The organism is Mesorhizobium sp. B2-4-18, assembly GCF_006441385.1.
GTDB classification, from domain to species: domain Bacteria; phylum Pseudomonadota; class Alphaproteobacteria; order Rhizobiales; family Rhizobiaceae; genus Mesorhizobium; species Mesorhizobium australicum.
Genome location: NZ_VFUW01000007.1, coordinates 244,224 through 265,287, shown reverse-complemented (window position 1 = coordinate 265,287; position 21,064 = coordinate 244,224). Strand labels below are relative to the sequence as shown.

The following is a 21,064-nucleotide window of genomic DNA, read 5'->3' as shown; positions in this document are numbered from 1 at the left end:
GCACTTCGGTTGTGGCTAGGCGGTCCTACTGAACGAGCACCGCCCGGCCGCAGGTCGCGCCGGTGACGCGCACGTCGGCCTGGCCGACACGCACACCAAGGGCTCCGAGCAAATTGTAAACCAACTCGTCGACCGGCGCCGCCACGCCGTTCAAGAGCGCAACCACTGCCGGCCGCACGGTGGAAAGCAAGGTATTCAGATTCAGCAGCGGCAAGCCCAGCAAATTGGTCGTCAGCGACAGATCAGTGATCAGGGAGGTCGTCAAAGACTGTGTCAGGTTTTGCGTGGAGACTGTCTTTATCGTTTTGGCGTCGATGTCGGCCTTGTTGAAGGTCAATGCGGTCGGCGCGTTGTTGGCCATTTCAAATGCCGCTGAGCCCGTCACTGAAAGTAGATTGATCAGAAGACTGACCTTTGCGATTTCAGTGTCGGAGAACGATTCCGGTTTGGTGAAATCGGCAAAGCCGGAGCTACTGCTGTCGGCCAAATGCGCTTCCACAACACCGGGGCGGGCAGAAACGGTGACCTTGATGCTGTCGGGACCCGTAGGACAGCTTATGTCGGTGAGTTTGGCTTCGGCGTAGGCGACTTCCACATGCAGTGGCAGGTTGACCGACACCAGAGTAATGCCCCCACCGACATTGCCGCCTGCGCCGCCGACTGTCGCGGCTACTTTGATGCGCGTCTGGGCGGTCCGCACGACAGTGCCGATACCATCGATCGCCAGCCAGGGCGAGGACTGCATCGGCTCGCCGATGGCGATGCTGAGTTTGGTGGAGAGCAGCCCCGGAATGGTGGCGCCGAGATCGATCGCGGCCTGGTTGGTACCGTTGGCGAGCACGGCGGCTGCCGTCAGCATGCCCATGGCGCTTGCGTCTACCCCAAGCCCGGACGGCTGTTGGCCGAGGCCCAGGCTGCCGACCGAACCAAGGTCGACAAGGCTGCTGAGCGGGATCTTGACGGTGCTGGTCGATTTGGAGGCGATGGTCTGCAGGGCGACCTTGGCCGTATTGCCGAGGCCGGGAACATTGGCCATGGCGGTAGCGATCTGGCCGACCGTCGCCTTCGATGCCAGAACGTCGGAATAGGTACCGGCCGTGATGTTCAGTTGCGTGGCGAGCGCACTGATGAAGGAAAGCACGCTCACATCCGCCGAGATCAGCCCGTTGTAGTCCATGACGCTGAGAGAGATGTTGCCGCCGAGAAGTCCGCTCAAAAGTGCGTTGAGGATGCCGCCATTGACGCTGAGCAACCGCGATCCGACCGAGAACGTCGCCAGCGGCGTCATGCTGGCCGTGGCCTGGGTGCCGATGACGGGAGTGGGGATCAGCGAACTTGCGAAATAGCGGTTCGGAATCTTTGCCAAAGTGACGCGGACGGCATTGTAAGGCGTCACACCCGCCTGGAAGCGCTGGCTGACATTGGCGGTCGATGAGGCGTATCGGCCCTGCGTGACCGTCACCACCGTTTTGCCGGTGGCCGGGGCAATGGTCTGGCCCGAAGCTTGAACGACGACGCCCGGCATGCCGTTGTCGGTCAGTGTGGTGACGACCGCGGTGTTGACGTTGTTGATGTTCGAGGCGGCGGTAATCGCCGCCAGGTCGACCATCGCCTGGGCTTCCCGGCGCTCGGTATAGATGGAGGCTTCGTCAATGGCCACCGCTGCCAGCGCCAATGCAACCGGCGCGCTCAATGCGGTCATGACGGCGAAGTTCGCCTTCCTGTCTCCCATCATCGACCGTGCAAGCCGACCCATACCCTTGCCCGCCCGCCGCAGCATTCAGATACCCCCGACCCTGATCGTTGACTGACGCTTGATGGTCGTCCCTGGCATGGCTATGCCGGGGAACAGGTTCCAGATCGGCAGGTTGCGGGCATCGTAGGAGATGGACACCACGAACTGGCTTCCGTCGGCGATGCTGTCGTTGGCCTGGTAGGTCAGTTTGCTGGCGTCCACGAAGGGGTAGCCGCCGGCATTGTTGGTGAGATAGCTGGCCACGAGCGTCTGCCGCTCGGTCTGGTTCACCCCAGCGATGGCTGTTCGGGCAGCGTCGGCTGCAATTTGCTGGATCGAATTGGCGGCGCCAAAATAGATGCCGTATGCAACCATTCCGAGTAGGAGAAGAATGAAAAGCGGTGACAGCAAAGCGAACTCGACGGCTGAAGTTCCCGAGTTGTCTGATCGGAAACGGCGACTTCGGGCCTCGAAAATGGGGTGGTGAACCATGGCACCAGCATGCCCAAATTCGCATGCAGAAAGCGAAAACTCTGGGTGCAACCAAAGGGTGCGGTCGATTGAAAACGAATCTCTAATTTAGCCGTTGCTTTCTCGACAATGGGGATTGACTTAGGGTCAATCAGTACTCGGTTGAAAAGAGCTTACCTCCTGTCTAGTCTCCTGCCACCAGCCGCCGGAGGGAACCGGGGGCGCGCTCAAAGGAGCCAGTCATCGGCTTCGGGGCGTCAACACGTAAGGCGCGCCGATGGCAGCGCCGACAGGGAGAACTTCATGCTGAAAAACATGCTGAAGGCGACGGTATTCGCCACCACCATGGCCGTAACCGCCGGCGCATTCTACACGCCGGCTTTCGCGGAGAGTGTCTATAACAGGGGCACCGCCGCTGAATCGGAGTCGGTCGATCCGCACAAGACCTCGACGGTCTATGAAGCCAATGTGCTGCGTGACCTGTTCCAGGGATTGGTCATGCAGGACCAGAAGGCGAACCTCATTCCGGGCGCGGCCGAAAGCTGGACGGTATCGGATGACGGCACCGTCTACACCTTCAAGCTGCGCAAGGACGGCATGTGGTCTGACGGCAGCCCGGTGACGGCGGACGACTTCGTCTATGCCTTCCACCGGCTGGAAGATCCGGCGACCGGCGCCGAATACGCCTCGATGCTGTATCCGGTGAAGGGCGCGGAGGACGTCAACACCAAGAAAGGCAAGCCCGAGGACATGGGTGTCAAGGCGATCGACGCCGGCACCCTGGAGGTGACGCTGAAGGCGCCGACGCCGTACTTCCTGGAGATGCTGACCCATCAGGCGACCTATCCGGTCAGCAAGGCCTCGATTGAAAAGCTTGGCGCCGACTGGATCAAGCCCGGCAATCTGGTTTCGAACGGCGCCTATACGCTGGCCGAATGGGTTCCCAACGACCACATGAAACTGGTCAAGAATCCCAAATTCTGGGACGCCGCGACCGTCAAGTTCGACGTGGTCAACTACATTCCGACCGAGGATCGTTCGTCGGCGATGAAGCGCTTCGAGGCGGGCGAACTCGACAGCTATGACGATCTGCCGACCGAACAGCTCGCCGACCTCAAGACCAAGTTCGGCGACCAGATCCATGTCGGGCCGTATCTCGGCACCTACTATTATGCCATCAAGACCGACAAGGCGCCGTGGAACAACCCCGAACTGCGTAACGCCATCTCGATGGCGATCGACCGTGATTTCATCGCCGAGAAGGTCTGGCAGAATTCGATGCTGCCCGGCTATTCGATGGTGCCCCCCGGCATCGAGGGCTATACGCCCGCAATGGCCAAATACGCCGACATGCCGCAGATCGACCGCGAGGACGCGGCCAAGAAGATCCTCGAGAAGCTTGGCTACACCCCCGAACATCCGCTGAAGATGGAAATCCGCTACAACACCTCGGAAAACCACAAGAACACGGCAGTGGCGATCCAGGAACAATTGAAGCCGCTTGGCGTCGACGTCACGCTGCTCAACACCGACACCAAGACCCACTACTCCTTCCTCGAGCAGAAGGGCGACTATGACGTGGCGCGTGCCGCCTGGATTGCCGACTATAAGGATCCAGAGACCTTCCTCGGTATCACGCGCAAGGCCAGCGGCAACAACTATTCCAACTACAACAGCCCGCAATACGAAGCGGCAATGGACAAGGCGGCGGCCGCGGGCGGCAAGCCCGAAGAGCGCATGAAGGACCTCTCCGCGGCCGAGCGCATCCTCATCGACGACGTCGGCCAGATCCCGCTTCTCTACTACAGCTACCACGACATCGTTTCCTCGAAGCTGCATGGCTTCGTCGACAATGTGATGGACGTGCATCCGTCGCGCTTCGTCAGCAAGGATTGATCCCTGGCCAAGCCGCCGCGCTCTAAAGAGCGCGGCGGCTGGTTTGCCATCGCATCGGCCCGGGAAGCGGAAATCGATTTTCGGAAGAATCCGGTGTGAAGATTTGAAGGCTGGAGCGCAATCGTCCGAGTGGAAGGGCGTGCTCTGGATCAAGTGGGGCACCGATGCTGCGATACGTATTCCGGCGGCTTTTGACCGCCATCCCGACGCTGTTCGTCATCGTGACGATGGCGTTCTTCCTCATGCGCGTCGCGCCAGGCGGTCCATTCAACCAGGAGCGGGGGCTGAGCCCAGAGATCAAGGCCAACTTGGAAGCCCAGTTCGGCCTCAACGATCCGCTCTGGCTGCAATATGTCCATTATCTCGGCAATCTGCTGCGCGGCAATTTCGGCCCGAGCTACAACATGCCGGATTTCACCGTCACCGAACTGTTTGCCAAGGGCCTGCCCATTTCCGTGCAGCTCGGAGCCTCGGCGCTGATCCTGGCGCTGCTGCTCGGCAGCGTGCTCGGCACCATCGCCGCGCTCAACCAGAACAAGCTTGGCGACTATACGGTGATTGCCCTGGCGACCGCCGGCAGCACCATCCCGACCTTCGTCATCGCGCCGGTGATCCAGCTTGTCTTCGGGCTGACCTGGAGGCTGCTGCCGATCGGCGGCTGGGGTGACGGCGCCTTCATCAACAAGGTCGGCCCGGTGCTGACACTTGCCTTGCCGCAAATCGCCATCGTTGCCCGGCTGATGCGCGGCTCGATGATCGAATCGCTGCGATCCCATCATATCCGAACGGCGCGCGCGCTCGGCCTTTCCGACTGGTCGGTGGTGGTCAAGCACGCGTTGCGCGGCGCCATCCTGCCGATCGTCTCCTTCACCGGCCCGGCGGCGGCGGCACTGCTGACCGGCTCGGTCATCGTCGAGACGATCTTCTCCATTCCCGGCGTCGGCCGCTATTTCGTCGATGCCGCGCTCAACCGCGATTATACGCTGGTGATGGGAACGGTGGTGGTGATCGCCATTTTTACCATCGTCTTCAACCTGATCGTCGACGTCATGTACGCGGTCGTCGACCCGAGGGTGCGCTATGACTGACATCGCAGCCACGGCCCCCGCAATCGTTGGTCGCTCGCTTTGGGGCGATGCCTGGGCGCGCCTCAAGGCCAATCGCGCCGCCATGTTCAGCCTCTACTACCTCGTTCTGATTGGGATCATCAGCGTCTTTGGCCCGTGGTTCGTGCCCCATCAATACACGACCATCTACGCCGACTACGTGCGCATGCCGCCAAGCCTCTCGGCCTATCCGAAACCCGATATGATCGAGACCGCGCTCACTGAAGCGATCAAGCGCATGCGGGTCGACATCAAGGAGTGGCATCAGGAGGGGAGCCAGGTCTTCGTCACGGTCAAGTCGACCAAGCCGATCGACGACCGCAACATCCGCTACCTCGACCGGTCCGATGCCTTCGACGACACCAAGATCGAAAACAAGTCGCCCGACGGCCTCGAAGTGACGATGAGCGCATCGGTCAAGCAGCAGTATTTCCTGTTCGGCACCGACAATACCGGCCGCGATCTTCTCTCCCGCACGCTGATGGCCGGGCGCATATCGCTGGCCATCGGTCTGCTGGCCGGTGTCGTGGCGGTGGTGATCGGCGTGATCTACGGCGCCGCCGCCGGCTTTTCCGGAGGGAAGGTCGATGAAGTGATGATGCGCATCGTCGACGTGCTCTATTCCTTGCCGTTCATCTTCTTCGTCATCATGCTGGTGGTGTTCTTCGGCCGCAACTTCGTGCTGATGTTCCTGGCGGTCGGTGCCGTGCTGTGGCTCGACATGGCGCGCATCGTGCGCGGCCAGGCGCTGTCGATTCGCCGGCAGGAATATGTCCAGGCGGCGGAAGCCATGGGCATTGGCCAGCGTGGCATCCTGATCCGCCATGTCATCCCGAACCTGCTTGGCCCAGTGGTGATCTACATGACACTACTGGTGCCGCAGGTCATCATCCTGGAGAGCTTCCTGTCGTTCCTCGGGCTTGGCATCCAGGAGCCGATGACCAGCTGGGGCGTGCTGATCTCGGTCGGCGCCAAGAACATCGGCACCGCCAACTGGCTGCTCCTGTTTCCCGCCTTCTTTCTGGTCTCGACGCTGTTCGCCTTGAATTTCGTCGGCGACGGCCTGCGCGACGCGCTCGACCCACGGGATCGATAAAGATGGAGACCGCTGAAATGGCTGCTTCCGAAACGATCCTCAGCGTCAAGGACCTTCGCGTCCGCTTCCGCACGCTCGACGGTGCGGTCGAAGCGGTCAAGGGCATCAACATCCACGTCAACGCGGGCGAAACGGTTGCCGTGGTCGGCGAGTCCGGCTCCGGCAAGAGCCAGACGATGATGGCGGCGATGAGCCTGCTGGCCTCCAATGGCGAAGCGTCAGGCCATGTCGACTATCGCGGCCGCAACCTGCTGACCCTGAGCAAGTCCGAGCTGAACAAGGTCCGCGGCCGCAAGATCAGCATGATCTTCCAGGAACCGATGACTTCGCTCGATCCGCTCTATTCGATCGGCAACCAGCTGATCGAGCCGATCCGCCGCCATCGGGGCCTGAGCGCTGCCGCAGCGCATGAAGAGGCGCTCAAGCTGCTGCGGCTCGTGCATATTCCCGATCCGGAACGGCGGATGAAATCCTATCCGCACGAAATGTCCGGCGGCCAGCGCCAGCGCGTGATGATCGCGATGGCGCTCGCCAATGACCCAGACATCCTGATCGCCGACGAGCCGACGACGGCGCTTGACGTCACCATCCAGGCGCAGATCCTGATGCTTTTGGCCGAACTGCAGCGCAAACTCGGCATGGCGATCGTCTTCATCACCCATGACCTCGGTATCGTCCGGCGCTTTGCCGACCGTGTCTATGTCATGCGCCAGGGCGAGGTGGTCGAGGAAGGCGAGGCGGAAGCCATTTTTGCCAATCCGCGGCACGCCTACACCAAAATGCTGCTGGCGGCCGAGCCGACGGGAACCAAGGCGCCGCCGCCAGCCGATGCGCCGGTGGTGCTCGAAGGTAGGAATGTCGAAGTCACATTCAGGATCGGCGGTGGGTTTCCAGCCGGCGAACCGCTGATGCTGCGGGCCGTCGATCACATCTCGATCCGGCTGCAGCGCAACCAGACCATCGGCATTGTCGGCGAATCCGGCTCGGGCAAGTCGACGCTCGGCCGCGCCTTGCTGCGGTTGCTGCCGAGCGATGGGCTCATTCGGTTCGGCGATCGCGATATCTCCACTGCCGACCGGCAGCAGATGCGGCCACTGCGGCGCCAGATGCAACTCGTCTTCCAGGATCCGTTCGGCTCGCTGTCGCCGCGCATGACCGTCGGTCAGGTCGTCACCGAGGGGCTGCTGGTGCATGAGCCCAACCTTTCAGGAAAGCAGCGCGACCAGCGCGCGGTCGAGGCCCTGCGCGAGGTCGGCCTCGACCCCAATGCCCGCAACCGCTACCCGCACGAATTTTCCGGCGGACAACGGCAGCGCATCGCCATTGCCCGCGCCATGATTCTGAAGCCGAAGATGGTCGTGCTGGACGAGCCGACATCGGCGCTTGACCGCTCGGTGCAGAAACAGATCGTCGAACTGCTGCGCAAGCTGCAAGCCGACCACGAACTGTCCTACCTCTTCATCAGCCACGATCTGTCGGTCGTGCGCGCCATGGCCGACTACATCATCGTCATGAAGCAAGGCAAGATCGTCGAAGAGGGGCCGACGGAAGAGATCTTCAACAATCCACGGGCGCATTATACGCAGACGCTGATGAACGCCGCGATCGACGTCACACGGTTTCGACTGAGCGCGTAAGGCGCCGGCAGGGGCAATTGTCGTGGCGTCGTCTGTCGCTCAGCTCGCGCACTTGCGTGCGCGCACAGCGACAATGGCATCCTGCTGTCGCTTCAGCCGGTCGATCCTGGCCGTTTCACGGTTGGCGACCGCGGTCTTGACGCGCGATCCGCCCAGCAGCCAGCGCGGCACGCTGGTGTTGACGACCTTGCCGCGGGTGATCGCCGTCTGCGAGATGTCGCGCGCGCTGCTTCCCAGCGCACTGTTGAGGTCGCTACAGCTCATGCTCTCGTATTTGGCCGGATCGGCCGTCCTGCCGATCGATGAGCATCCGGCAGCCATGAAGGCCGCAGCCAGAAGAGCGGGTGCCGACCTTGTCCTTGAAATCAAACTCATGCGCGCGTCCGGCCCGGCCGTTTTTGCCGCCTCCCCGATCTTCATCGATCAACCTAGCGCTGATAGCCAATTCGTCAAAGTTTCACCGGCCGGCCAGTGCTCGCGTTCTGCACTGGCTATCGGCCAATTATCGCTGTCGGAATTTTTACGCTGCTTGGGCGGCCAATTCGGTCATGGAGTCACAACCGCCGAGCATCATCTGGGCAATGTCGGTCGCATTGTCGTCGACATGCGCCGTCACCAGCACAATCCCCCCGCCAATACTTGGCCGCTCGGGTCTTCTGGCGGCCGCGACAATGGCTTCGAGCAATCCGCCAAGGCCGCCGCAGAACACGCTGGCCAAGGCTATAGCCGATAGGCCGGTCGGGAAAAGGTTGATGTCGTAAACAGCAACGGCGCCGAGGCACGCCAACAGCCCGGCGGCAGCGCCCAGCATGACACCCGGAGACCTCAGGACATCGATTTCGTCACGGTAGGGCCCGATAATGGCGACCTGTACGCGCGGAACCCCGGCCGCCAACAGGTCGCCGGCAATCCGCGCCGCTTCGGCATGGGATTCGAAAAGCTTACTGATTGTTGGCATGGTTACTCGGACATCGCGTCCGTCAGCGTGTCGGTAACGAAGGATGCGGCGATCAGATCGTCGCCGTCGATGCGGCCTCGCCCGCCTTCAATCACGGCCGCTACCTTTTGGAAGGTCTTCATTTCACCCTCGGTGATCTGAGCGTGTTGCATTCTGGTTTTGAGGCTATCTATGCGCATCCCCAACACATGGGATGTTACAGTCTCATGGTTCGACATGGTGGTGCTCATCCGTTCCCGCTTCGCTTGGTTTTCCCGCGCCCGATCTCGAACTTGGGCCGAGCGGAAACGTTCCCAGGGCAGGGCTTCGGTCGGGCGGAGGTCGGACCTAAGTCTGGGCCTGGAACGCATTGGTCTTGCCAAGCGGGCCGGCCGGAACAGTCGCTCTTCGTCACCGTTGTCTGCTGCAAATACCGGAGGAATTTGATGGAGAAGAGTGTTGGTCAGGCGCGCTGGTTGCTCGCACCGATTTTCGCGGTTGCCATCACCTTCATGGTGGCTGGAATAGTCCTCAGCTAGTCTCTTGGCACATTGGCGCAGCCCAGTTCTTTCCTAGGCCGATAGGCTTCGTCCGTCGCATGCAAGTGTGAGCGAGCATGGATCTGGCGAACCCTGAAGTCTTGGCCAGGCCAGCTCAATGACCTGGTCAACCAGCAGAATTCCCACGCTTCCGAGCGGTATGGAAGATTCGAAGTTGAAACGATCGCTTCGCATGGTTGCATTTCAGCCGCGGGCGAGAACTCGAAGCTATTCGCATGAAACGCGCGCGCAGCGTGCTGGGCAAAGTCACCTGGTGGCCGGGCTCGCGAGAGCCCGGCCCCTAGTCGGGCATCAGTAACCGCCGTTTTCCATTACCACCGGATGATGGTGACGGTGGTGGGTGGAAACGGAGCCGGTGACGACGACTGCATTCCGATCGTGATGCCGGCGGCCATGGTCATAGAATGCCACCGTCCCGTGGTGTCGGTGATGCAGGCGCTGGCCTTCCTCATTGATGATCCTAACGTTGTGGTGGTGCCGATGGTGGGTCCTGATGACGACGTCGGCCTCGGCTGCCGAAGCCAAAGCGGGCAATCCCATTGAAAGCGCCAAAGCGCACATGATCATTGTTTTCATTGCAAGTTCTCCAACTGCTTTGATTAGCCCTTCGTTGGTTACAACTGCTGCTGATCCCTTTGGTTCCGGTTCCCGGGGGACAGCCGCACGCAAGCGAAGGGCTGGCTATCGCGTCGCCACGATTGGCAAAGAGGAGGCTTGCTTCCGGCCATCTGCGCAGGCGGCGGCAAACGTCACCCGCGTTCTGTCACTGCCAGGGAGGAACGCTCTGTCGCAATTGTTAAGACAGTTCGCCCACCTGTCGCCAGATCCCCGTCAGGCGACGGAACATTAGGCCGGCCTAACAGTTCTTCCCGCAGCGGACATCACGGTTTGGTGTTCGCTGAAGATCAGCAGGCAAAGGCTGATCGGCCCGCGTCCTCCGCCAGAGGCGCGGGCTTCACCAGGCAACAGGAGTGAGATTATGAACAACATCATTTGGCTTGTGGGAGCGGTGGTCGTCGTCATAGCGGTATTGAGCTTTTTCGGCCTGCGTTAAACGCCTGCATATGGGGGCAGGGACTTCGTGGCCCATGCCCCAAAGAGGAACGAATCTCGTGTCCGTTCCCTAGGAACAGGCATCATCTTGGACAAGGCTCTATCTCTGGTGAATCTCGGGTGGGGCGCCAAAGTCGGGATGCGCTAACACATTGTTTTTTCTGGTCGGAGTGGCAGGATTTGAACCTGCGACCCCCTCGTCCCGAACGAGGTGCGCTACCAGGCTGCGCTACACTCCGTGACCAGATCGCGGGCTTATAGCCGCCACACATCGTTCCTGCAAGCGGCAATGGCAGCCCTTCTGTCGCATTTCGTCCGCTTTCTGCGGGCATTGCCGGAAGGCCCGAATTTCCATCCGGGATAAACGTGGCTTAAAGCCTTGTGTGCTAAGCCGCTGCCTTGATGGATCGTATTTCTGCCGCTAGGAGCCCTGCCGTCTTGCCCCTAAAAATCGTCGGCGAAGCGTGGCCAAACAGCTTCGAATTCGAAACCGCGGCGCTGATCAAGCCATCCGGTTTTCGTGAATATGATGCGCGCTGGTGGTTCGGCCATCCCGGTTCGGCAGTGCCGCCTGAACTCAATCTGATCGGGGTCCAGGCGCTTGGCATGGGGCTCGGCACGCTGATCCGGCGGCTCGGCGCCGGGCCTGACATCGTCACCGGGCATGATTTCAGATCCTATTCGCTCGGCATCAAACTGGCGTTGGTTTCTGGACTGATGGCGGCCGGCGCACAGGTGAAGGATATCGGTCTGGCGCTGTCGCCGATGGCCTATTTCGCGCAGTTCGCGCTGGAGACGCAGTCGGTGGCCATGGTCACCGCATCGCACAACGAGAATGGCTGGACCGGCGTCAAGATGGGAGCGGCGCGGCCGCTGACCTTCGGCCCCGAGGAGATGAGCGCGCTGAAGGCGATCGTGCTGGCCGCCGATTTCGACCTTACCGGCGGCGGCTCCTATGATTTCGTCGACAATTTTCGCGCCACCTATCTCGACGATGTGACAAGGGACAAGCGCATCACACGAAAGCTGAAAGTGGTCGCCGCCTGCGGCAACGGCACTGCTGGCGCCTTTGCTCCGGAAGCCCTGCAGCGCATCGGCTGCGAAGTGATCCCGCTCGATGTCGAGCTTGATCATACGTTTCCAAACTACAACCCCAATCCGGAAGACATGCAGATGCTGCATGCAATCCGGGACAAGGTGCTGGAGACAGGGGCCGATGTCGGTCTGGGCTTCGATGGCGACGGCGACCGCTGCGGTGTCGTCGACAATGAAGGCAACGAGATCTTTGCCGATAAGGTCGGCGTCATGCTTGCGCGGGATATTTCGCGGCTCCATCCGGGTTCGACCTTCGTTGTCGACGTCAAGTCGACCGGACTGTTCAACACCGACACGGTGCTGCGCGCCAATGGCGCCGTTACCGACTATTGGAAGACCGGCCATTCCTACATCAAGCGCCGGGTTGCCGAACTCGGCGCGGTCGCCGGCTTCGAAAAATCAGGCCACTTCTTCTTCAACCCCCCGATCGGGCGCGGCTATGACGACGGACTGGTCACGGCAATCGCCATCTGTCAGATGCTGGACCGTAACCCCGCCAGTTCGATGGCCGATCTCTACGGGGCACTGCCACTGACCTTCGGCACGCCCACAATGTCCCCGCAATGCGCGGACGATGTGAAGTACGGCGTGGTCGAGCGGGTGGTCTCCGATTTTCACGCGATGAAGCGGGACGGCTCCAGTTTCGCCGGCCAGAAGATCGTCGACCTTGTCACCGTCAATGGCGTGCGGGTCATTGCGGAGGACGGCACCTGGGGTCTGGTGCGCGCCTCGTCGAACAAGCCGGAATTGGTCGTGGTCGTCGAAAGTCCGGTCTCGTCCGAGCGTCGCCGGCAGATGTTCGATGCCGTCGATGCCGTGCTGCGCCGCAGTCCGGAAGTCGGCGCTTACAACCAGACTTTTTGACAGGGCATCCATGGGCCAGCGCATCGTCAGTTTTGTCATGAGCGGCGGCGTCGGCTCTCGGCTGTGGCCGCTGTCACGCGAGGACAATCCCAAGCAGTTCCACGATCTGTCGGGCGACGGTTCCATGCTCGCCAAGACCTTGCGCCGCCTGACGGCGAGACCGGCTGGCGAGTCGCCGATCTTCCTGATCGCATCGGAGCGTCACGCCGATCGTGTCCATGCCGACTTGGCCGGTCTCGATCTTGCCGGCGGCGGCCCGCTGTTCGAGCCGGCGGGACGCAACACGGCCGCCGTCGTCGCACTGGCGACCCTGCGCACGCTGTCGGAATTCGGCGACAGCCTGGTTCTGGTGGTGCCCTCGGACCATGAAATAGCGACGGCAGGGCAATTCTGGCAAAGTATCGAGGCGGGATCGCAGGCGGCGCGCGCCGGTCGTCTGGTGGTGTTCGGCATCAAACCGACCCAGCCGGAAACCGGTTACGGCTATATCGAGGTATCGGCCGAGAAGGGCGGGGTGTTCGACGTTTCGCGCTTCGTCGAGAAGCCCGACCTTGCGACGGCCAACGACTATCTCAAGGCGGGAAATTTCTACTGGAACACCGGCATCTTCCTGTTTCGGGCCGGTGCCATGCGCGACGCCTTCAAGACATTCCAGCCCGACATCTGGCACGCCACCGAAGCGGCCTACGAGGCGGCCACGACGGACCTGTCCGGCCTCTATATGCCGCTGGAACTTTACGCGGCGATCCCGTCGAACTCGATCGACTATGCCATCATGGAGCGGGCAAAAGACATAGCCATGGTGCCGGCCGGCTTCCGCTGGAACGACCTCGGCTCCTGGCAATCGCTCCTCGATGTCGGTCCCGCCGACGACCGGGGCAACGTCGTTGTCGGCGATGTCGTCGCCATAGATTGCGAGAATTCCTATATCCGCAGCGACGGCCGCCTGCTGTCGGCGATCGGCATGAAGGACGTTGCCATTGTCTCGACGGCGGATGCCACTTTCGTTGCCCCGGTGAGCCACAGCCAGCACGTCAAGAAGATCGTCGAACAACTCGAAAAATCGGGACGGCTGGAAACCAGGTTCACGCCGGCGCATGACCGCGTCATCGAAAGTGGCGCCTGGCGGCGGCGCGTTCATCACTGGCTGTTCCAGGAGACCTTGCCGTTGTGGTCGACATCAGGCGTCGACGAGCGCCACGGTGGCTTCCACGAGGCGCTGGGTTTCGACGCCAAGCCGCTCGTCAAGCCCAAGCGCATGCGCACCCAGGCCAGGCAGGTCTATGCCTTCGCGGTTGCCAAGGAGCGCGGTTGGACCGGGCCGGCCGACCGGCTGATCGCGCATGGCATCGACTTCATGGCGGGGCAGGGCCGCACCGAACGGGGCGGTTGGGTGCGCACGCTGAATGTCGATGGCTCCGTCGCCGATCCCGTCGAGGACGCCTACGATCATTCCTGCATCCTGCTGGCGCTGGCGTATGCGCATATGTCGGGCAATGCCGATGCCTTGCGGCTCGGCCAAGAGACCTTCACCTTCCTCGATGCGCATCTGGAGGACAGCCGCATGACCGGCTTCCTCGACACCTCGGACGGGGCGGGCGAGCGACGCTCCAACCCCCACATGCATCTGCTCGAAGCTTTCCTGGCTTGGCACCAGGCAACCGGTGAGCGTGCGCATCTGCGTCGCGCGGCGCGCATCATCGACCTCTTCCGCAGCCATTTCTTCGACGCCGAGAGCTGGACGCTCGGCGAGTATTTCGATGCAGAATGGAAACCGGTACCGGGAGAGAAGGGGGCCTGGACCGAACCTGGCCATCACTTCGAATGGGCCTCGCTGCTGGTCGATTTCGCCGGCCGCAGCGGTCAGGCCGAACTGAGCGTCTTTGCCCGAAAACTCTACGCCTCGGCAATCGCCAATGGCCTCAACCGGGCCACCGGCCTTGCTTATGGCGCAGTCTCGCGGCAAGGACTGCCGCTCGACCTGATATCGCGCAGCTGGCCGCAGGCCGAGGCGCTCAAGGCGGCGATCGCGCTGGATGGCTCGGGCGGCCCCGATCTGAAGCCGGAGATCGAGGCGAGGGTCGGCCGGCTGTTCCGCTGGCATATCGACCCGGCGCCGCTGGGTCTTTGGATCGATCGCATGGACGAGCGCGGCCGCTCGCTGGCATCTGACGTGCCGGCGAGCATCTTCTACCATCTGGTCTGTGCGCTGACGCAGTATCTGGATGGAACGGCGGAGAAGTAGGCGGGATCAGTACGGACTGGCGACGTCCCCGGTCTCGACATAGATCGACTTCAGCTGCGAATAGAGCGCCAGCGCCGCCAGCGAGTTCTCCCGCCCGATGCCCGATTGCTTGACGCCGCCGAAGGGAATTTCCACCGGTGTCAGATTGTAGGCATTGATCCAGCAGGTTCCGGCCTGCAACTCGGCGATGACGCGGTGGGCGCGCGGCAGGTCGCGCGTGAAGACGCCGGCGGCAAGACCGAACTCGGTGTCGTTGGCGCGGTCGATCACCTCGTCCTCGCTGTCGAATTTCAGCACGCTCATGACCGGGCCGAAAATCTCCTCGCGGGCGATCCGCATCGTGTCGGTAACGGCGGTGAACACGGTCGGCTCGACGAAGAAGCCGCCCTGGAAGCCCTGCAGCGACGGCACATTGCCGCCACAGGCCAGCGTCGCCCCATCGTGCTTGCCGGCCTCGATATAGCCGACGACTTTGTCTTGCTGTGCCTTGGAGACCAGCGGCCCCATCTGCGTTTCCGGGTCGAGCGGATCGCCGATGCGGATTTTCTTGGTCCGTTCGATCAGCCGCTCGACAAAGCGGTCGTGAATGCCACTCTGGACGAAAACGCGCGTGCCGTTGGAACAGATCTGGCCGGTCGAATAGAAGTTGCCGAGCATGGCGCCGCCAATCGCATTTTCGAGATCGGCATCGTCGAAGACGATCAGCGGCGACTTGCCGCCGAGTTCCATCGTCGCGTGCTTCATCCTGGAGCCCGCTAGCGACAGCACCTTGCGCCCGGTCGGCACCGAGCCGGTCACCGAGACCTTGGCCACGACATCATGGCCGACAAGGCCGGCGCCGACGTCGCCATAGCCTTGCACGACGTTGAACAGCCCGTCGGGCAGGCCGGCTTCCGAGTAGATCTCGGCCAGCGCCAGCGCCGAAAGCGGCGTGTTTTCCGATGGCTTGAACACCATGGCATTGCCCATGGCGAGTGCGGGTGCGGATTTCCAGCCGGCGATCTGGATCGGATAGTTCCATGCGCCGATGCCGACACAGACGCCGAGCGCCTCGCGGCGCGTATAGGCGAACGGCCCGCCGAGGTCGACCGCTTCGCCGTTGAAGACAGCGACCGCGCCGGCGAAATATTCAAGGCAGTCCGCAGCGGAAGGTGCATCCGCCACCAGTGTCTCCTGGATCGCCTTCCCGGTGTCGAGCGTCTCGATGCGGGCAAGATCGGCGTTGCGGGCGCGCAAAATGTCGGCGGCTCGGCGCAGGATGCGGCCGCGCTCGACCGGCTTAAGCCGCGCCCAGGCCGGCTGTGCGGCGCGGGCGGCCTCGACCGCCAGTTCCAGCACGTTCGGCGTCGCCGATCGCAGCATGGCGATGGTCTCGCCCGTGGCCGGATAGATCACCGGCAGCGGCGCGCCGCCTTCGTCCTCGATATAGCGTCCGTTGACATAGTGCGAAGCCGTGGGCTGGGCGCGCATGGGAGGTCTCCAATCGTTGTGCCCAAGACGGCTATTGGGCGGGCGCCTGTCGGGCAGCTCACTCTATCGGCGGATCATGGCCTATCTGTCGGAAGCCTGCCAGCGCGGATTGATCCATGGTTCCTGGTTGGACGGCGCGAGCGGCGTGCGGCCAAGGATGTGATCGGACGCTTTTTCGCCGGTCATGATCGATGGCGCGTTGAGGTTGCCGTTGGTCACGCGCGGGAAGATCGAGGAGTCGGCGACCCGCAATCCGTCGACGCCGATGACCCGGCATTCCGGATCGACCACGCTCGATTGATCATCGACGCGGCCCATTCGGCAGGTGCCGCAGGGGTGGTAGGCGCTTTCGGCATGGTCGCGGATGAACACGTCGAGATCGTCGTCCGACTGGACATGGCTGCCCGGCGAGAGTTCCTGTCCGCGATAGGCATCGAAGGCCGACTGGCCGAAGATCTCGCGGGTCAGGCGGATGCAGTGGCGGAACTCCGCCCAGTCGTCCGGATGCGACATGTAGTTGAAGCGGATGACCGGCTTCGCTTTCGGATCCGGCGAGCGCAGCGTCACCGAGCCGCGCGACTTCGAGCGCATCGGTCCGACATGCGCCTGGAAGCCGTGCGACTTCGCCGCCGCCTTGCCGTCGTAACGCACCGCCGCCGGGATGAAGTGGTACTGGATGTCGGGATAGTCGACGCCTGCCTGCGAGCGCACGAAGGCGGCCGCCTCGAAATGATTGGTGGCGCCAAGGCCCGATTTGAAGAACAGCCACTGCGCCCCGATCATCGCCTTGGAGAACGGGTTCAGCACTGAATTCAGCGTGATCGGTTTGGTCGATTCCTGCTGGATGTAGAGCTCCAGATGGTCCTGCAGGTTGCCGCCGACGCCAGGCCGGTCGGCCACGACGGCAATGCCGTTTTCGTGCAAATGCCCGGCCGGGCCGATACCGGACAGCATCAGGATCTTCGGCGAGTTGATCGACGACGCCGCGACGATTACTTCACGTCGCGCCTTAACGACCTGAATCTGTTTGTGAGCTTCGATCTCGACGCCGATGGCGCGTTGATTCTCGATGATCACCCGGCGCGCAAAGCCTTTGACCAGTCTGACGTTTTTGCGCCGGAGCGCCGGCTTCAGATAGGCTGATGCCGCCGACCAGCGGCGGCCGCCCAGAATGGTCTGCTCCATCGGGCCGAAGCCTTCCTGCTTGGCGCCATTGTAGTCGTCGGTCAGTTCAAACCCTGCCTGGCGGCCCGCTTCGACGAAGGCGCCATAGAGCGGATTGCGCCGGGAGCCGCGCTGCACATGCAGCGGGCCGCCGTGCCCGCGCCAGCCATCCTCGCCGCCATCTGAATCCTCCATGCGTTTGAAGTAGGGCAGCACGTCGGCGAAGCCCCAGCCGGCCGCGCCCTGTTCGGCCCAATGGTCGAAGTCGCGGGCGTGGCCGCGCACATAGACCATGCCGTTGATCGAGGACGAGCCGCCGATCACCTTGCCGCGCGGCGTCGCCAGCACGCGGCCACCCAGATGCGGTTCCGGTTCACTGGCGAATCCCCAGTCGTAGAGGCTCATGTTGAGCGGTATCGACAGCGCCGAAGGCATCTGGATCAGCGGCCCGATATCAGTGCCGCCGAATTCGATGACGATGACCGAATGCTTGCCGTCTTCCGACAAGCGATAGGCCATGGCCGAGCCGGCGGAGCCGGAGCCGATGATAACGAAATCCGCTTCAAGCATGGTTCATATGCGCCATAAAATCGGCGAGCGAAACGTTGCCGCCGGTAGCCACCACCAGGACGGTTTTTCCCGCCACATCCACCTTGCCACCGAGCAATGCCGCCAGCGACGCCGCACCTGACGGTTCGAGCACCAGCTTCATCCGCTCGAAAGCGATCCGCATCGCGCGCCGCACCGACTGATCGTCGACCGTGATGCCGCGCACGCCAGCGGTCTTGACCGCGGCGAACGGCGCGTCGCCGGGCCGGCGCGACATCAGTCCGTCGCAGATCGATTTCGGACCGATCGGCATGGTCTCGATGCTGCCATGCGCCAGTGAAGAGCCCATGCCGTCGAACCCTTCGGGCTCTACGCCGATGATCTCGGTCGCCGGCGACAGATAGTGGAAGGCGAGCGAAACGCCGCCGATCAGCCCACCGCCGCCGACCGAGCAGAACAAGAGATCGGCGCTGGCATCCTTACCCGACAGCTGGTCGAGCGCTTCGAGGCCGGCACCCGCCTGACCGGCGACGATCTCGGGATCGTCGAATGGATGCAGGAGCGCTAGCCCTTCTGTTTCAGCGATTTCGCGCGCCTTGGCCGCCGCGACCTCTTCACGCGCGCGATCGTCATGGTCGGTCAGCACGACGCGCGCGCCATAACCCGCGGTAGCATCGCGCTTGGCGGCCGGCGCGTCGATCGGCATGACGATGGTCACGGGAATGCCGAGCGCCTGGCCGGCCGCGGCCAGCCCTTGCGCGAAATTGCCCGAGGAATAGGCGACGACGCCCTTCTTCGCCTCGTCGGGCGAAAGCCGCTTCAGCCGCCAATAAGCGCCGCGAACCTTGAAGGATCCGGCCCATTGCAGCGATTCCGGCTTGATGAAGACCCGGGCCGCGCCGGTTTCTCTGGCGAGCGCCGCCGATTCCAGCAGCGGCGTGACCTGTGTCGCCCGTGACGTTACCGCGTAGGCCTGCCTGAGATGGTCGAGAGTGGGAACGAGAAGGTCTGCCATCATTCGCCTCGCGGATACCTTTTGCTCTCTTCGAGATTGTCGAGGTTCATGTGATTGCGCATGTACCGCTCTGACGCTTTCTGCAACGGCTGGAAATCCCAAGGGTAGTAGGCGCCGTTGCGCAGCGCCGGATAGACGACCCAGCGGCGTGCCTGGTTTTCGCGCACGGCGGCATCGAAGCCGGCCATGTCCCAACGCGCCCGGACCTTTTCCAGGAATGCCGCCACAAGACCCGCATTGGCGGGGTCGGCGGCCAGATTGTCCCGCTCGAGCGGATCGGCTTCGAGATCGAACAATTGCGGCGGATCGAGTTCGCAATGGACGAATTTGTACCTGCCTTCGCGGATTGCCACCAAGGGCGCATAGGAGCCCTCCGCCGCGTACTCGATCAGCACCGGTGCCGTGCGCTGCCCGCCCTTGGTGAACGGCAGCAGCGACTGGCCGTCGGTCCACGGCGCGATCGCCCCGATGTCGATGCCGGCAAGGTCGCAAAGCGTTGGTGCTACGTCGAGATTGGAGACCGGCGCCTCGATCAGCCCGGCACGAATGCCCTTGCCGGCAATCATCAACGGCACTCGCGCCGAGCCTTCGAAGAAGCTCATCTTGAACCACAGGCCTCGCTCGCCGAGCATGTCGCCGTGATCCGAGCAGAACAGGATGATCGTGTCGTCGAGCATGCGCGTCCGCGTGAGAACGTCGAGGAGCTCGCCGACCTTGTCGTCGACATAGGAGATGTTGGCGAAATAGCCGCGCCGCGAACGACGCACCTCTTCAGGCGTGATCTCGAAAGAGGGATAGTCGCTGGCATGGTACAGCCGCCGAGAATGCGGATCCTGCTCGTCTTCGGCGATGTACCCGGTTTCCGGATCCAGCACCTGGCAATGCTCATAGAGATCCCAATACTGCTTGCGCGCGACATAGGGATCGTGCGGATGCGACAGCGAGACGGTGAGGCACCAGGGCCGATGGCTCGCATCGTCCTGTTCGCGCGAAAGCTGATAGACCTTCTGAGACGCAAGGAACACGACCTCGTCGTCATACTCCATCTGGTTGGTTGTTTCCGCAACGCCGGCGCCGGTCACCGAACCCAGATTATGATACCACCACTCTATGCGCTCACCGGGTTTGCGGTAGTCCGGCGTCCAGCCGAAATCCGCCGGATAGATGTCGGTGGTCAGCCGTTCCTCGAAACCGTGCAGCTGATCCGGTCCGACGAAATGCATCTTGCCCGACAGGCAGGTGTAGTAGCCGGCCGCACGCAAATGATGGGCGAAGGTCGGGATCGACGAGGCGAACTCGGCGGCATTGTCATAGACCCCGGTGCGCGACGGCAACTGGCCGCTCATAAACGAGGCACGGCCCGGCGCGCAGAGTGGCGAGGCGGTGTAGTTGTTGGCAAAGCGCGCCGAACGCGCCGCCAGTGCCTTCAGATGCGGTGTGTGCAGAAATTCCGCCGGCCCATCCGGGAACAAGGTCCCGTTGAGTTGGTCGACCATGACGATCAGGAAATTGGGTCGCTTCGCTGTCACTGCTTGTGCCGTCCGCCAAGTTTGGTTTCGAGATAATCCTCGACCAGCGCGATCGCGGTCGCGGCGTCAGGCACGCCATCCTTCAGCGCGCGCCTGATGTAGAGCCCGTCGATCATCGCCGCCGTCGCTTCCGCGGCGCGGTCGGCTTCGGTCCTCGGCAGGATGCCGGTCAATCCACTCATCAGGTTGGAATGCAGCCGCCGGGCATAGATTCTAAGCAGCCGGCGCAGCGAAGACGATTGCTGCGCCTCGACATAGAAAGCGAGCCATGCGGCAATGGTTTCGGCCTGGAACTGGACATCGGAGAAGTTGACGGCGACCACGGCCGAGACGCGCTCGCGCGCGGTGCCGGCGCACTGCAGGGCGCGGCGCATATCGATGGTCAGTTCGGCCAGGATGTGCCGCATCGTCGCGAACAACAGCTCGTCCTTGGCGCCGAAATAGTGGTGGGCGAGCGCCGAAGACACACCGGCGCGTCCGGCGATCTCGGACATGGTCACGTCAAGCGAGCCACGCTCGCCGATCGCCGAGATCGTCGCGTCGATGAGCGCCCTGCGGCGCAATGGCTCCATTCCGACTTTTGGCATGCCGTTTCCGATTTTTGCGGGAGATTATTTTTTATTGACGCGTCAATCAATAAAA

17 protein-coding genes and 1 tRNA gene are annotated in these 21,064 nt (G+C 62.5%); 6 read left to right on the top strand and 12 right to left on the bottom strand.

What is annotated here, in order from left to right; translation table 11 throughout:
- Positions 1 to 25 precede the first annotated feature (25 nt).
- Positions 26 to 1,780 carry a TadG family pilus assembly protein gene (locus FJ527_RS18930; RefSeq protein WP_140823819.1) on the bottom strand — a complete coding sequence of 585 codons (1,755 nt, stop codon included), beginning with the start codon at positions 1,778 to 1,780 and terminating at the stop codon, positions 26 to 28.
- Complete coding sequence (locus FJ527_RS18925) at positions 1,781 to 2,227, bottom strand: TadE/TadG family type IV pilus assembly protein (RefSeq protein WP_140618623.1); 447 nt, start codon at positions 2,225 to 2,227, stop codon at positions 1,781 to 1,783.
- 282 nt (positions 2,228 to 2,509) lie between these two features.
- Here FJ527_RS18925 and FJ527_RS18920 point away from each other — a divergent pair, with 282 nt between their 5' ends.
- The 4 genes from FJ527_RS18920 to FJ527_RS18905 all read left to right on the top strand — a co-directional run bounded on the left by FJ527_RS18920 (position 2,510) and on the right by FJ527_RS18905 (position 7,941).
- The gene (locus tag FJ527_RS18920) at positions 2,510 to 4,102 is read left to right on the top strand and encodes a peptide ABC transporter substrate-binding protein (RefSeq protein ID WP_140618621.1); all 1,593 of its coding nucleotides are present in this window, start codon (positions 2,510 to 2,512) and stop codon (positions 4,100 to 4,102) included.
- 164 nt (positions 4,103 to 4,266) lie between these two features.
- Complete coding sequence (locus FJ527_RS18915) at positions 4,267 to 5,190, top strand: ABC transporter permease subunit (protein ID WP_015318681.1); 924 nt, start codon at positions 4,267 to 4,269, stop codon at positions 5,188 to 5,190.
- Positions 5,183 to 6,304 carry an ABC transporter permease subunit gene (locus FJ527_RS18910; RefSeq protein ID WP_140717821.1) on the top strand — a complete coding sequence of 374 codons (1,122 nt, stop codon included), beginning with the start codon at positions 5,183 to 5,185 and terminating at the stop codon, positions 6,302 to 6,304. Before FJ527_RS18915 ends, FJ527_RS18910 begins: the two co-directional genes overlap by 8 nt.
- Before the next feature lie 17 nt (positions 6,305 to 6,321).
- On the top strand, positions 6,322 to 7,941 hold the full coding sequence (locus FJ527_RS18905) for an ABC transporter ATP-binding protein (RefSeq protein ID WP_140823818.1): 1,620 nt from the start codon (positions 6,322 to 6,324) through the stop codon (positions 7,939 to 7,941).
- 39 nt (positions 7,942 to 7,980) lie between these two features.
- On the opposite strand, the gene FJ527_RS18900 is transcribed toward FJ527_RS18905, so the two are convergent.
- From FJ527_RS18900 to FJ527_RS18880, 5 genes are all read right to left on the bottom strand, one after another.
- A complete protein-coding gene (locus FJ527_RS18900) occupies positions 7,981 to 8,316 on the bottom strand; it encodes a hypothetical protein (protein ID WP_140823817.1) in 336 nt (111 codons plus the stop codon).
- A 145-nt stretch (positions 8,317 to 8,461) separates the two neighbouring features.
- Positions 8,462 to 8,899, bottom strand: a complete 438-nt coding sequence (locus FJ527_RS18895; protein ID WP_140717825.1) for a hypothetical protein — start codon at positions 8,897 to 8,899, stop codon at positions 8,462 to 8,464.
- 2 nt (positions 8,900 to 8,901) lie between these two features.
- Entirely contained in the window at positions 8,902 to 9,129 is a 228-nt protein-coding gene (locus FJ527_RS18890) for a hypothetical protein (RefSeq protein WP_318011560.1), read from the bottom strand.
- Positions 9,130 to 9,729: 600 nt separating this feature from the next.
- Entirely contained in the window at positions 9,730 to 10,014 is a 285-nt protein-coding gene (locus FJ527_RS18885; RefSeq protein WP_140618613.1) for a hypothetical protein, read from the bottom strand.
- Between the two features lie 639 nt (positions 10,015 to 10,653).
- Positions 10,654 to 10,730, bottom strand: a tRNA-Pro gene (locus FJ527_RS18880).
- A 199-nt stretch (positions 10,731 to 10,929) separates the two neighbouring features.
- Between FJ527_RS18880 and FJ527_RS18875 the strand changes: the two genes are divergently transcribed.
- The gene (locus tag FJ527_RS18875; protein WP_140823816.1) at positions 10,930 to 12,450 is read left to right on the top strand and encodes a phosphomannomutase/phosphoglucomutase; all 1,521 of its coding nucleotides are present in this window, start codon (positions 10,930 to 10,932) and stop codon (positions 12,448 to 12,450) included.
- A gap of 10 nt (positions 12,451 to 12,460) precedes the next feature.
- Positions 12,461 to 14,695 carry a mannose-1-phosphate guanylyltransferase/mannose-6-phosphate isomerase gene (locus FJ527_RS18870; RefSeq protein ID WP_140823815.1) on the top strand — a complete coding sequence of 745 codons (2,235 nt, stop codon included), beginning with the start codon at positions 12,461 to 12,463 and terminating at the stop codon, positions 14,693 to 14,695.
- 6 nt (positions 14,696 to 14,701) lie between these two features.
- Here FJ527_RS18870 and betB read toward each other — a convergent pair whose 3' ends face one another.
- From betB to betI, 5 genes are all read right to left on the bottom strand, one after another.
- Positions 14,702 to 16,165: a betaine-aldehyde dehydrogenase gene (betB, locus tag FJ527_RS18865; RefSeq protein ID WP_140663187.1), complete on the bottom strand. Its 1,464-nt coding sequence runs from the start codon at positions 16,163 to 16,165 to the stop codon at positions 14,702 to 14,704.
- Positions 16,166 to 16,246: 81 nt separating this feature from the next.
- A complete protein-coding gene (gene betA / locus FJ527_RS18860; protein ID WP_015318670.1) occupies positions 16,247 to 17,899 on the bottom strand; it encodes a choline dehydrogenase in 1,653 nt (550 codons plus the stop codon).
- The gene (locus tag FJ527_RS18855; protein ID WP_041163494.1) at positions 17,892 to 18,896 is read right to left on the bottom strand and encodes a threonine/serine dehydratase; all 1,005 of its coding nucleotides are present in this window, start codon (positions 18,894 to 18,896) and stop codon (positions 17,892 to 17,894) included. The genes betA and FJ527_RS18855 overlap by 8 nt, the downstream gene beginning before the upstream one ends.
- Positions 18,893 to 20,422, bottom strand: a complete 1,530-nt coding sequence (betC, locus tag FJ527_RS18850; RefSeq protein ID WP_140823814.1) for a choline-sulfatase — start codon at positions 20,420 to 20,422, stop codon at positions 18,893 to 18,895. Before betC ends, FJ527_RS18855 begins: the two co-directional genes overlap by 4 nt.
- A complete protein-coding gene (gene betI / locus FJ527_RS18845) occupies positions 20,419 to 21,009 on the bottom strand; it encodes a transcriptional regulator BetI (protein WP_015318667.1) in 591 nt (196 codons plus the stop codon). Before betI ends, betC begins: the two co-directional genes overlap by 4 nt.
- Positions 21,010 to 21,064 lie beyond the last annotated feature (55 nt).

Excerpts from the sequence above, each read along its gene's own strand:
- betI (WP_015318667.1), bottom strand. The coding sequence starts at position 21,009 with ATGCCAAAAGTCGGAATGGAGCCATTGCGCCGCAGGGCGCTCATCGAC.
- FJ527_RS18925 (WP_140618623.1), bottom strand. The coding sequence starts at position 2,227 with ATGGTTCACCACCCCATTTTCGAGGCCCGAAGTCGCCGTTTCCGATCA.
- FJ527_RS18905 (WP_140823818.1), top strand. The coding sequence starts at position 6,322 with ATGGCTGCTTCCGAAACGATCCTCAGCGTCAAGGACCTTCGCGTCCGC.
- FJ527_RS18885 (WP_140618613.1), bottom strand. The coding sequence starts at position 10,014 with ATGAAAACAATGATCATGTGCGCTTTGGCGCTTTCAATGGGATTGCCC.
- betB (WP_140663187.1), bottom strand. The coding sequence starts at position 16,165 with ATGCGCGCCCAGCCCACGGCTTCGCACTATGTCAACGGACGCTATATC.
- FJ527_RS18855 (WP_041163494.1), bottom strand. The coding sequence starts at position 18,896 with ATGATGGCAGACCTTCTCGTTCCCACTCTCGACCATCTCAGGCAGGCC.
- FJ527_RS18890 (WP_318011560.1), bottom strand. The coding sequence starts at position 9,129 with ATGAGCACCACCATGTCGAACCATGAGACTGTAACATCCCATGTGTTG.
- FJ527_RS18910 (WP_140717821.1), top strand. The coding sequence starts at position 5,183 with ATGACTGACATCGCAGCCACGGCCCCCGCAATCGTTGGTCGCTCGCTT.
- FJ527_RS18900 (WP_140823817.1), bottom strand. The coding sequence starts at position 8,316 with ATGAGTTTGATTTCAAGGACAAGGTCGGCACCCGCTCTTCTGGCTGCG.
- betA (WP_015318670.1), bottom strand. The coding sequence starts at position 17,899 with ATGCTTGAAGCGGATTTCGTTATCATCGGCTCCGGCTCCGCCGGCTCG.
- FJ527_RS18870 (WP_140823815.1), top strand. The coding sequence starts at position 12,461 with ATGGGCCAGCGCATCGTCAGTTTTGTCATGAGCGGCGGCGTCGGCTCT.
- FJ527_RS18920 (WP_140618621.1), top strand. The coding sequence starts at position 2,510 with ATGCTGAAAAACATGCTGAAGGCGACGGTATTCGCCACCACCATGGCC.
- FJ527_RS18930 (WP_140823819.1), bottom strand. The coding sequence starts at position 1,780 with ATGCTGCGGCGGGCGGGCAAGGGTATGGGTCGGCTTGCACGGTCGATG.
- FJ527_RS18915 (WP_015318681.1), top strand. The coding sequence starts at position 4,267 with ATGCTGCGATACGTATTCCGGCGGCTTTTGACCGCCATCCCGACGCTG.
- FJ527_RS18895 (WP_140717825.1), bottom strand. The coding sequence starts at position 8,899 with ATGCCAACAATCAGTAAGCTTTTCGAATCCCATGCCGAAGCGGCGCGG.